11 protein-coding genes are annotated in these 11533 nt (G+C 54.3%); 7 read left to right on the forward strand and 4 right to left on the reverse strand.

Annotated features, from left to right (window positions below; genetic code table 11):
* Positions 1-175: 175 nt before the first annotated feature.
* Entirely contained in the window at positions 176-658 is a 483-nt protein-coding gene (locus OVA03_RS14190; RefSeq protein ID WP_267525694.1) for a DUF4282 domain-containing protein, read from the forward strand.
* A gap of 232 nt (positions 659-890) precedes the next feature.
* Here OVA03_RS14190 and OVA03_RS14195 read toward each other — a convergent pair whose 3' ends face one another.
* The 4 genes from OVA03_RS14195 to OVA03_RS14210 form a co-directional block, all read right to left on the reverse strand.
* Complete coding sequence (locus tag OVA03_RS14195) at positions 891-1934, reverse strand: endo-1,4-beta-xylanase (RefSeq protein WP_267525695.1); 1044 nt, start codon at positions 1932-1934, stop codon at positions 891-893.
* Complete coding sequence (locus tag OVA03_RS14200; RefSeq protein ID WP_267525696.1) at positions 1931-2347, reverse strand: flagellar FliJ family protein; 417 nt, start codon at positions 2345-2347, stop codon at positions 1931-1933. Before OVA03_RS14200 ends, OVA03_RS14195 begins: the two co-directional genes overlap by 4 nt.
* A gap of 70 nt (positions 2348-2417) precedes the next feature.
* Positions 2418-3770 carry a flagellar protein export ATPase FliI gene (gene fliI / locus OVA03_RS14205; protein WP_267525697.1) on the reverse strand — a complete coding sequence of 451 codons (1353 nt, stop codon included), beginning with the start codon at positions 3768-3770 and terminating at the stop codon, positions 2418-2420.
* 65 nt (positions 3771-3835) lie between these two features.
* Positions 3836-5275, reverse strand: coding sequence for a DNA cytosine methyltransferase (locus OVA03_RS14210; protein WP_267525698.1), 1440 nt, complete (start codon positions 5273-5275; stop codon positions 3836-3838).
* A gap of 122 nt (positions 5276-5397) precedes the next feature.
* On the opposite strand from OVA03_RS14210, the gene OVA03_RS14215 reads away from it, so the two are divergent.
* The 6 genes from OVA03_RS14215 (at position 5398) to OVA03_RS14240 (ending at position 11466) form a co-directional block, all read left to right on the forward strand.
* The gene (locus tag OVA03_RS14215) at positions 5398-6081 is read left to right on the forward strand and encodes a SinI family restriction endonuclease (protein ID WP_267525699.1); all 684 of its coding nucleotides are present in this window, start codon (positions 5398-5400) and stop codon (positions 6079-6081) included.
* Positions 6078-7070 (forward strand): DNA/RNA helicase domain-containing protein, encoded by a 993-nt coding sequence (locus OVA03_RS14220; RefSeq protein WP_267525700.1) that lies wholly within the window; start codon positions 6078-6080, stop codon positions 7068-7070. The genes OVA03_RS14215 and OVA03_RS14220 overlap by 4 nt, the downstream gene beginning before the upstream one ends.
* A 130-nt stretch (positions 7071-7200) precedes the next feature.
* Positions 7201-8655 (forward strand): hypothetical protein, encoded by a 1455-nt coding sequence (locus OVA03_RS14225; protein WP_267525701.1) that lies wholly within the window; start codon positions 7201-7203, stop codon positions 8653-8655.
* A gap of 9 nt (positions 8656-8664) precedes the next feature.
* Positions 8665-8907 carry a hypothetical protein gene (locus tag OVA03_RS14230; protein ID WP_267525702.1) on the forward strand — a complete coding sequence of 81 codons (243 nt, stop codon included), beginning with the start codon at positions 8665-8667 and terminating at the stop codon, positions 8905-8907.
* Positions 8908-9027: 120 nt separating this feature from the next.
* Positions 9028-9996 (forward strand): quinone oxidoreductase family protein, encoded by a 969-nt coding sequence (locus OVA03_RS14235; protein WP_267525703.1) that lies wholly within the window; start codon positions 9028-9030, stop codon positions 9994-9996.
* A 57-nt stretch (positions 9997-10053) separates the two neighbouring features.
* Positions 10054-11466, forward strand: coding sequence for a glycoside hydrolase family 28 protein (locus OVA03_RS14240; RefSeq protein ID WP_267525704.1), 1413 nt, complete (start codon positions 10054-10056; stop codon positions 11464-11466).
* Positions 11467-11533: the final 67 nt, after the last annotated feature.

Genomic DNA, 11533 nt, shown 5'->3' on the forward strand with positions numbered 1-11533 from the left:
TGGTTTTGCAATGCAAAAAATCGCCACATGGCTGCGGGTAAATAATACCTTTCAATCCTGTTTGGTATAGGTTTTGGCAAGCCTGCGACCCAAGGTCAGACCTTGACAATCGGGGTTAAAATCATTTCTAACGCCTTAATGACAAACCCATGACGGGTTAAAGGGTGGCCAGCTTATGAAGCGTCTGATCAAGCAGGTGTTCGGTTCGACCTCTCCGGGCGATATTTTCTTTGACCTGATTACCTTTGACCGCCTGATTACGCGGCCGGTTATTCACCTGATCTATTGGGCGGGTTTGTCGCTGTTGCTGCTGTCAGCCTTTGGTGTGCTCGGCGCGACCGTTGGTATCGCCATGCGCGAAGAAGCGCCGTGGGGCTGGTTTCTGGCGGTGCCGTTTCTGATAGGCGGATTGCTGTTTGTGTTTGCTGGTATCCTGCTGTGGCGGTCGTTCTGCGAATTTTACGTCGCTATTTTCCGCATTGCTGACGATCTGCGTTTTCTGCGTAAAGAGGCCGAAACGGCCAGCCGCCAGGCACCTGTCGCGCCAGCGCCTGAGCCGCGCCCGACCCTTGACCCGCAGGCCCCGATCGATATGGGCGACCCCAAGGACGTGATGGATTCGCCCTTTACCAATATCCGTCCGGCCAAAGAGAATTAGAGCCGGATTTGGCTTCGCTCTAATACTCCCCCACCGCACTAAGCCTCAGGTATCGAAATACCTTATCAAGCGGGGGAGATGCCGAGGCTTAGCCGAGGCAGTGGGGGGCTTCTTCAACCTGAAAACAGCTATCAAGCCCCCCACCGTCTTTTTGCTAAAGCAAAAATCCACCTCCCCCATATGACAACGTGACCATAACTGAAACCGGTTGCGATGGGGGAGTATAAGGTTTCTACGCTGAAAACCGGCCCGCAAAGGCGTGTGCCAGAGGCTTGGCAAAGCCTGTGCTGTCAAACAAAACCGGTTTATCGCTGTTGTCTTTGCGGTACGGGAAGGTGTCTTTGTCACGCAGGCCCCAGATGGTCATGCCGAACTGCTGATGGGGCTTTAGCTGCAAATAGGCGTCGGTAATCTCGTCCAGTGCGCGCACCTGACCCGCAACAAGGTCAGTCCCCGGCAATACCATGCCTTCGGGTTTCAGGCTGATATCGACTTCCGAGACATGGACTTTCAGGCCCAAAGACGCGATGTCTGCGATCGCGGCCTTGAGCATACCGGGTGCGATATTGGCGTCGATATGGGTCTGGGTGCCCAGACCATGCAGCGGCACACCCGCTTTCAATAATCGCTCAGCCAACCGCAGAAACGCCGCCCGCTTTTTCGGATAATATTCGAGGTTATAGTCGTTCAAAAACAGTGGCACGCTGGGGGCTGCGGCATGGGCGGTACGCAACGCCTGTGCCACATAATCCTCGCCCATCATCTGCATCCACAGGCAATCGCGCAGACCCGATCCGTCATCCAGCATAGGTTCATTGACCACATCCCAGCCATTGACCTTACCCCGGTAATGAGCAGCGACATCGCGGACATAGGCGCGGTAGGCGTTCACAAAAGCGCGTTTATCGCCCTTCAATTGCTGGAAAGGTTCGCCGTCCTGCGCGTACCAGATAATCACATGGCCAAAAACGCTCATGCCGTGGGCGTGCGCGAAATCGACCACCGCATCGGGCGCATCAAACCGCAGCGATCCGTCGGGTTGAAGAATATATTCCATCTTCATTTCCCATTCCGGCGTGATGCGGTCGAAATGGGTGGCGGCCAGCGGCCCCCATTGTGGGTCTTTGAAACTGGCGGTCATGGCGCAGACCCCCAGATCAAACGGGGCCAGCGACTTTAACGGGGGCAGGGGCGCATCACCTTGAGGCGACGCGGTACTTTGGCCGCATCCGGCCAGAGCCACAGCTCCGGTCAGCACGGCCCGCCGGGACATCATGCGCGGCTGTAGCTCATCCGCAGCGCCGCTTCGTCCATGGCGGCATTTTCGCGCGCCAGTTCCTGACGCAGACGGTTAAGCTTGGTCACTTCGGACACATGCTCGAATTTCTTAAGTTCCTCAAACGCTTCGGTCAGTTGATCGCGGATGCCGCGTTCTTCGTGGGCGATGAGGTTAAGATCATTGGCCACCTGAGCCCGGCGCGCGTCCCAACCCTTTTTATAGGCGGGCATATGGATTTGTAGGCTGTAATCTTCCTTGGCGCGTACGGTTTCCAGCTCAAATTCGGCGTCGAGCGTGGCGATTTTCATTTCAGCGTGGGTGCGGCGGGTAACGACTTCGGCGAGGGTCTTTTGCAGGGTCTCCACCTCAAAGGTCGAGATGCGGATTAAGCTTTTGACCCACTTAGCCATGTGTAGAACCCCTTACACTTGTTTGACGCGCATTAGATTCCAAAAACCGCTGACACTTTTTGGAATGCGCTTAACCCGGTGGAGGTTCCACCTGATCCGAAGTCAGAATTTGCGCTAGAAATGTAAACGAGTCGTCAAGAGAGGTGTATTCTTCCTTGTCCTGACGTAAAAAATTTTCGATGTCAGGGTTAAGACGAATAGCCCGGTCAACATCGGGGTCGGCGCCGGCGCGATACGCCCCGATCCGGATCAGTTCTTCCATATTGGTATAGGCCGACAGTACCTGCCGCGCTTGTCGCACGACCTCCCGCTCAGGCAGGGTTTGGCACCCCGGCATGGTCCGGCTGATGGACTTCAAAACATCGATGGCGGGGAAGCGGCCGCGTTCGGCAATATTGCGGCTCATGACGATGTGGCCGTCTAAAATACCGCGCACGGCATCGGCGATCGGTTCATTGTGGTCATCGCCGTCTACCAGCACGGTGAACAGGCCGGTAATCGGCCCGCCTTGGGTGCCGTCTGGATAGGTCGGGCCGGGGCCTGCGCGCTCCAAAAGCTTGGGTAATTCGGCAAAACAGGTCGGCGTATAGCCCTTGGTGGTCGGCGGCTCACCCGTGGCCAAACCGATCTCGCGCTGGGCCATCGCAAAGCGGGTGACCGAGTCCATCAGGCACAGAACCTCCAGGCCCTGATCGCGCAGATATTCACTGAGCGCCAGCGTCATATAGGCGGCCTGACGGCGTTTCAGAGCGGGTTCGTCCGACGTGGCGACCACCACAATGGCGCGGCGCAAGCCCTCTGGCCCCAAGGTTTCTTCGATAAATTCACGCACTTCGCGGCCCCGTTCACCGATCAGGCCGACCACAACGGCGTCACAGGTGGCTTCGCGCGCCAGCATCGACAGCAGCACGGACTTACCGACGCCGGAACCGGCAAATACGCCCAGGCGCTGACCGCGGCAGCAGGTGGTGAACACATCCATCGCCCGCACGCCAAGGTTCAGCCGCTCACCGACGCGGGCGCGGGTATGGGCAGGCGGTGGTGCGGCGCGTAAATTATAGCCGACTTGCCCCTTGGGCAGCGGCCCCAGACCATCAATGGCTTCACCAAAGGAATCGACAATCCGCCCCAGCCAGGCGCGTGACGGATAAACCTTGCCGCCATCGGACAGGATGCGGATTTCGGCGCCGGGGGCGATACCTTCGATGGGCCCAAACGGCATCATCAGGGCGCGGTCTTCGCGGAAACCTACGACTTCGACGGGCAGGGGCTCGGCATGGCGGCGGATGATCTCACAGCGGGCACCTACCTGCATGTAGGAAAGCCCGCCCTTGGCCTCGATCAGCAGACCATTGACCACGGCCACCCGGCCATAAACCCGTAACGGCTCAACATTATCGGCGGCGTGAATCAGATCCTGCATGGGGTGAGTTTAGGTAACGCAAACTTAAGAATGGTTAATGGGTTTATGCGCATTGAAACCAAAAATTAAGTTCCGAATAACTTTAATTGCTTGTCAGAATTTTGAGATATCCTGCTCGCCTCATGTAGTCGAAATTGTTTACGCCATGAGACTTCGTCTGTACCCTTGTAGCGGCTAAATGGAAAGCCGGGGGGTGGGGAGTATTCTTCTCCTGATATGTGCGAAAGAATAGCGCGGCCAACAGCCGCTCCAAGGCCTACGGGGACGGCATTCCCAATCTGCTTGTATTTATCTTTTATAGAACCGCAAAACACCCAGTCATCAGGAAATTCCTGTACGCGCATGTATTCCTGCACAGATAGAGGACGGTTTTCTTCTGGGTGGCAAATATCTGTGGCAGGCATAGTTGGGGAAGTGACGAGCGTACAGGCCGGTTTGTTCCAATCAAGCCGTCTGTAAAAACCTGTCTTTCCCCCGCCAGAGTCAAGTGAAGCCCCCATGGCTTCTCTATGCAGGTGTTGCGGCAGATGTTTCCAGTATTGTCCGGGACTGAGCATTCGATAAAATTTTAATCTGGATTCAGGAAAATTCTCGTAGTCAGTTTGAGTATCCATTCCCTTCAATGCGTCAGACAGACTACGCCATTGCGGAAGATTATATTTTCCGCCATCGGCGTGAGTTGGGATTAAATGAGGCAGTTTTTTACCGTCTCTTGAACACAAAATTATTACGCGCTCTCGCGATTGAGGTACGCCAAAATTTGCTGCGTTATAAAGGTTAAAGCTGACACCATATCCGGCCTGTTCAAGTTTCGATAAGACATGATACAAAGCGCCGCCTGGTTGTTCTTCGGGTGCCGGACACCAGTCCTCGCCTCGCTCAGCATGAGGTGTATGTAACATTGGGGCTGATAGAAGCCCTCTCACATTTTCAATAACTGCAAATCTGGGCTTAAGCTCTGTAATCAGATCAATGAATCTGAGCAGGGCATTTCCGCGATTATCATTAAACCCCCGGCGGGCACCGGCAGTAGAAAAGGCCTGACAGGGAGGGCCACCTACAATGACATCAATGTCGTCGTTAACACCAAGACCTGCCGCAAGCCTGATATCCTGTGCGCTATAGGCCCATATGTCCCCTAGCATAGCGATATCAGGGCGATTAGCGGTGATGGTTTGGCGGCATATTTTATCAATTTCACACGTCAACAAAATTTCGATACCGGCCTTTTCAAGACCAAGATCAAGTCCCATTGCCCCAGAAAAAAAGGACAATGCTTTAATCTTGGGCAGGTTTCCCGGCTTACGATGCCGATCCGGGAGTACGGTCTTTTTGGGAGCGTTCAAATATGATTCTAAGGCTTGTTCGTTTGTTACCCATTGTTTTCCGACTTGCTGGCCAGAAATAGCGCCTGACCGCATAAGCGTTCTGACACGTTGCTCAGACACGCCCAATTTTTCACATACATCTTTTGTAGTTATAAAGGTCGGTTTTGGATTTTGCATATTTTCGCACCCGAAACAAAATTTAATCCACATTCGTGGTGTGATTTGAGTGCGTCTGACAAGTGGTAAATTAATATTCTGCTGCTATTTCATCAGCACTGTTTGATAAACAAGGTGCCGAAATGAGTTTCTCTAAAAATTGCGAACAAAAGGCTCGCGACGCTATGATGGGCATACGTCCAGAACTGTCGGATAAATATTCTGAGTTAATCCGTTTTTTAGCTTGGCAACCTGATGCCGCCACTAACTTACGCGGAAGAAATTCGCCGCAAATTGGTAGTGATGAATACATCGAAAAGTTAGCTTACTCCTTTGCTAATTCTCGTGACCCAAGAAGACCATCCCCACCTCAGACAGTTCCTGACGAAGTAGTTTCCGTAATTTTAAATGAGTTTTTTGATGTCCCTGCAGACCAGACTGAACGCGTAAAAAATGAGCATATGCTATCAATGGCAGCCGAAAATTTAGTAGGAGACTTGCTGGAGCGCTACTTGGCCTATGTAATGGAGGATCATGGATGGATATGGTGTTCAGGTACAATTGTTAAGGCTGTTGACTTCGTAAGACCACTTGCTGGCAATAATAACTGGGAGTTATTACAAGTTAAAAACAGAGATAATTCTGAAAACTCTTCCTCAAGCGCCATACGCAAGGGAACTGAAATAAAAAAATGGTTTCGCACTTTTTCGCGCAGAAACGCCACGAACTGGGCCGCTTTCCCATGTGACGATGTGCGAAACTCCCTCTCAGAGAGTGCTTTTCAGTCCTATGTACGAGTTTACTTGAAGCGCCTGAGAGGTATTTGATTTTCACTCTAGACCATATTGTCGTCTTTGATGAAGCCCAGCGTGCCTGGACGCGGGCTCAGGCCTCAAAATTCATGCAGCAAAAGCGTGCGGTCGCCGATTTTGATATGTCTGAACCTGAGTTCCTGTTGCGGGTTATGGATCGGCACGCCGACTGGTGCACGGTAGTGTGCCTGATCGGGGGCGGGCAGGAAATTAACACCGGTGAGGCCGGATTATCCGAATGGATGGCGGCGATCCGCGATCATTTTCCGCACTGGCGCGTCCATGCCTCGGCCCAGATAACGCAGCCGGATTACGACCTTAATCATGATGCCGCTGCCTTTATCAAAACCGAGCCCGTGACCTTGCATGAAGACCTGCATCTGTCGGTGTCTATGCGGTCGTTCCGGGCCGAAACTCTGTCGGATTTCGTGTCGCACGTCCTGAACGGCGATGCTGTGGCGGCGCGGGCGGCCTTTGATAAGTTAGGGCATTATCCCATCTATCTGACCCGCGATTTGAGTACGGCCCGCGAATGGCTGCGGCACACCGCGCGCGGGTCGGAACGGTTTGGCCTGATCGCTTCATCCGGGGCGCTGCGGCTCAAGCCCGAAGGTGTGCACATAAAGTCTGAGATTGACCCTGCCAACTGGTTCCTGAATGACCGTGCGGATGTGCGGTCGTCCTATTATCTTGAGGACGTGGCGACCGAATTTGACGTTCAGGGGCTGGAACTGGACTGGGCCGGCATATGCTGGGATGCCGACCTGCGCCATGATGGCCACGGTTGGCAACTGAACAAATTCAAAGGCACGAAATGGCAGTCTGTTAAGGACCGCCATCAACGGATTTATCTGAAAAACGCTTACCGCGTGATCCTTACCCGCGCGCGGCAGGGCATGGTGATCTTTGTGCCGAAGGGCGATGACCGCGACCCGACCCGGCCGTCAGAGTTTTATAACGAGACTTACAACTTTCTGCAACGCTGCGGTCTGCCGGGGGTGTGACCGGGCCTGTTGTGGCATTTCTGCCAAGTTTTCACCAAATCTGGAAATTAGGAAGCGTTAAAATCAACTTAAAGTTGCAAATATAATTCTTTTGAGCATCCTTACGGTGGGACGTGCAGGGGAGTTTGCAATGCGGTTAAAGAGGGCGCTATGGGTATCCGGAGTGTGCGCAGTATCGGCTGTGGTGCTGAGCGGGTGCAGCAGTATCGCGGAACTATCATCCATTTATCACAAGCGGACCATTTCTGAGGAAAAGGGGCAAAATAAGGTCTCGGCACTCACGATTGACGCCAAGCAGCGCAATATTCTGGTGTCGACACCGACGGTTGGGGAAGGGGATGAAACTGAGGTATCCGCCACGTTTACACCCAAAGACGGAGCGCCTCAGAGCGGAACCCTGAAGGTGCCACTCTCTCGGCAAACGCGCATATGCGCTGAGCCGCAGCCGGACGTGTTCAGTGCCTATTCGGCCTCAGCCAGTGGCGATCTTAACATCAGCCTGATCAATCTGGCGTCAACGGACCAAAGGGACAAAACCCTGTCGGCTGCGGGGGCTGTGGCCACCGGCGAAACCGCCGCCGCCATTGAGCGCACCCAGGCGCTGAACCTGATCCGTGAGTCGTTTTACCGGACCTGCGAGCGCTACCTCAGTGGGGCGATAGATGAGGATGAGTTTGTCATTCAGGGATCGCGCGATCACCGAGCCATGCTGGCCTTTCTGACGATAGAGCAACTGACGGCCCCGTTAAGGCCCGCCCCGGTCGTTATTGGAGGTCCTGGCCTGATGACGGCAAGCGGTGGGGTTGATGTGGCCGAGGAGTTGAATGGCGCCATAGCGGAGTCGACCCGGGCAAAGGCCACTCTGGAGATACGAAAAACGACGCTGGACGCGGCGGTTGCCGCGGCGAAAGGGTTGGACTGTAGAGTGGTGGCCAATAAGGAAAAGTGTGATGCGGAAAGCGCGGCCAAAGCCGAGCATGACAGCGCGGCCGCGGCGCTGGAAGTCGCTAAGAGCAGGGTCGCAAGTTGGGAAGGCATTGCTGCGGCATCCGCAGGAGGCGCGGGTGCCTCGGTGGTGCAATCTCAGGCGCAGATGCTCAAGCAGGCTGAGTTTAGGCAGGCAGATTTACAGGCATTGGCAGCCGTTGCCGATAAGGTGCACGCTATATTTACAGAAGCAAACGATACAAAAGAACTGCTGATGTTGTGTGTATTAATGTGGCGTAAGGGGCAAGCTACCGGAGAGTTGCGGGATATGTGCGCAACCTATTTTATTCAGCAATCAGGAAAGAATATAGATCGTTTAAAGCTTGAGGCTAGTATTGAAACATATACTGCTCTTTATAATCCAAAGTACGAAAATTTTAAGAAAATAATAGAAAATATTGATTCTACAAAATTGTCTACTGGTTTTAATAAATATATTTCTACTAAAGGCATGTCTGGAATGTCGACTATTTCAGGAATGCTATTGAACAATATTAATGATGATAATGTTAAAAATATAATTTTAGATTATTATGATTCTATACCTGAGTTTAAAGAGCGTGAAGAGTTTGAAGCTGAAGTTTATAAATGGAAATAGGAGATAAACATGTCCGCTGTGATTACGGTTGCTGGTAAGGATCATGATTCCGCGCATGAAAGCTTTTTACATATATTAGGCGTAATAAAGGCTAACCCAAATAAAATTTCTATCGAGATAGATCAGATGGTTGACCAGGGTGTTTTCTTTGGCACTAACGGTACGGGTTTCCCATTTCCTATTCCTATTAATACCGGGGGTTCGTTGTTTGATCCCGTAAAGGTTTGGATAATTAGCGCCATTGTCCTCTAACAGCATTGTGTCACGTTCATAAGGCGAATTAAAATGTGCTGAATATTAAACTCGCGTCGCCATATTGATCTCCTGCCAGGGCATGCCGATATAGCGGTAAGTCTATAGTAGGAGGTCAATATGGTTCTGGCGATCCGCGTCCATCACACCGGCGGCCCAGACGTCATGGTGGCCGAAGAGGTCGATCTCACCCCGCCGCAGGCCGGTGAGGTGCGGGTGCGCCATACGGCGATCGGGGTCAACTATATCGACACCTATTTCCGCTCAGGGCTTTATAAGACCACCCTGCCGTTTTCACCGGGCAATGAAGCCGCCGGTATCATCGAGGCCATAGGCGAAGGTGTTGACGGATTTAAATCTGGCGATCGCGTGGTTTATCTGCATGGGCCGGGCACCTATGTTGAAGCGCGCAATGTCCCCGCCGATAAGCTGATCCCGCTGCCCGATACGGTGCCTGATGAGGTGGCGGCGGCATCGCTGCTGAAAGGACTTACCGTGCAGTATCTGCTGCGCCGGACGTTTGAGGTGAAATCGGGTCACAGCCTGTTGTTTCATGCCGCCGCGGGTGGGGTGGGCCTGATTGCGGGGCAGTGGGCGCGGCATTTGGGGGCGCACATCATCGGCACCGCCGGATCACAGGCCAAGGTCGATCTGGCACTGAACCATGGCTATGATCACGTCATCAACTATGCGGATGAGGACTTTGCCCCGAAGGCACTGGACCTGAATGGCGGGCGCTTTGATGTGGTTTATGATTCAGTCGGTGCGGATACCTTTCCGGCATCGCTGGATGTGCTCAAACCGCGCGGCCTGTTCGTGTCGTTCGGGCAATCGTCAGGGCCGATCCCGCCGTTTGATATCGGCCTCCTCAATGCCAAGGGCTCGCTCTATATGACGCGGCCATCGCTGTTTGCCTATAACGCCACGCGGGAAGATCTGCTGGCCTCGGCAAGCGAACTGTTCGACCTGATCGGCCGGGGGATTATCACCATCCCGATCCATCAGCGCTTTGCCTTGAAAGATGCCGCCAAAGCCCACGAAGCGCTGGAAAGCCGCGCCACTACCGGCACAACGATATTGGTGCCGTAAGGTTTGACATTGCCCTTTGAGGGGGGCTGCGCTAATCCGGCCAAAACGGAGACGCGCATGTTCAATATCAGGGATTTCGGAGCGGTGGGCGATGGCGTGGCGCTGGATACCGGCGCGATCAATGCCGCCATAGACGCGGCAGCCACTGACGCTGGCGTGGTCGTGTTTCCGGCGGGGCGGTATGTGAGTTTTTCGATCCGCCTCAAAAGCCACGTAACCCTGCACCTGTCCGAAGGGGCGGAACTGATCGCGGCTGATCCCAAAATCCACAGCGGCGCGTACGACCCGTTTGAGGCTAATCCGTTCGATCTCTATCAGGATTTCGGCCACTCCCACTGGCATAACTCACTGATCTGGGGCGAGGGGCTGGAACATATCGCCATCACCGGTGCGGGCCTGATCAATGGCGAAGGTTTGACCCGCGAAGGGCCGGGGTCACAGTGGCAAAAACAGGCCGGTGAGTTTCCGCTCAGCATGCGCGGTCTGTCCGCTGAAGTCATGGCCGAACTGGCACCGGAAGTCTCCGTTATGAAGGGTCTGGGCAATAAATCGATCGCCCTTAAGAATTGCCAGCACGTTACCTTGCGTGGCTTTACGATCAAAAATGGCGGCCATTTTGCGCTTTTGGCCACCGGCGCCTCCGACATGGTGATCGACGGTCTGACCATCGACACCAACCGCGATGGGCTCGATATCGATGGCTGTAAGCGCGTGCGCATCACCGGCTGCAAGGTCAACACGCCTAACGACGATGCCATTGTGCTGAAATCGAGTTTTGCCTTGGGCGAAATCCGTGATTGTGAGGATATCCATATCGAAGACTGCCGCGTCAGCGGGTTCGATCTGGGGACGATGCTGGACGGCACCTTTGGACGGACGCAAGCGCGCGCGCCGGATCAGGACCTCGTCACCGGCCGCATCAAGATTGGCACGGAATCGAACGGCAGTTTCCGGCGTATCACCATTCGCAACTGCCATTTTGAGCGCTCCCGCGGGCTGGCGCTGGAAACGGTCGATGGCGGGGTGATCGAAGATGTAGTCACCGAGAACCTGAGCCTGAATGAAGTCACGACCGCGCCTTTGTTTCTGCGCATCGGCGCACGGCTGCGCGGGCCGGAAGGCACGACGCCGGGCGCGATCCGACGGGTGCGGATATCGGACATGACCGCGACCGATATATTGCCGGATTATTCGGCCCTGATCATGGGGCTGACCGACCATCCGATTGAGGACGTGACCTTATCGAATGTGCATTTCACCTATCGCGGCGGCGGTACCGTTGGCGATGCGGCGCGTCGGCCCGCTGAACTGGATAGCGCCTATCCGGAACCGAGCATGTTCGGGATCACCCCGGCCTACGGCCTGTGGGCGCGGCATGTGCGGGGGTTTAAGATGGATAATGTGGTGCTGGAAGCCGCAGCCCCTGATGCGCGGCCCGATATGGTTTTGGACGATACGCAGACTTTATAATCTGACGGCGCGATCTGATCGAAAAGCCATTTTTAGGTGGTTAGGGTGGGTTAACCTTTTGGAGGCT

Origin of the sequence: Asticcacaulis sp. SL142 (assembly GCF_026625745.1) — a bacterium.
Lineage (GTDB): Bacteria > Pseudomonadota > Alphaproteobacteria > Caulobacterales > Caulobacteraceae > Asticcacaulis.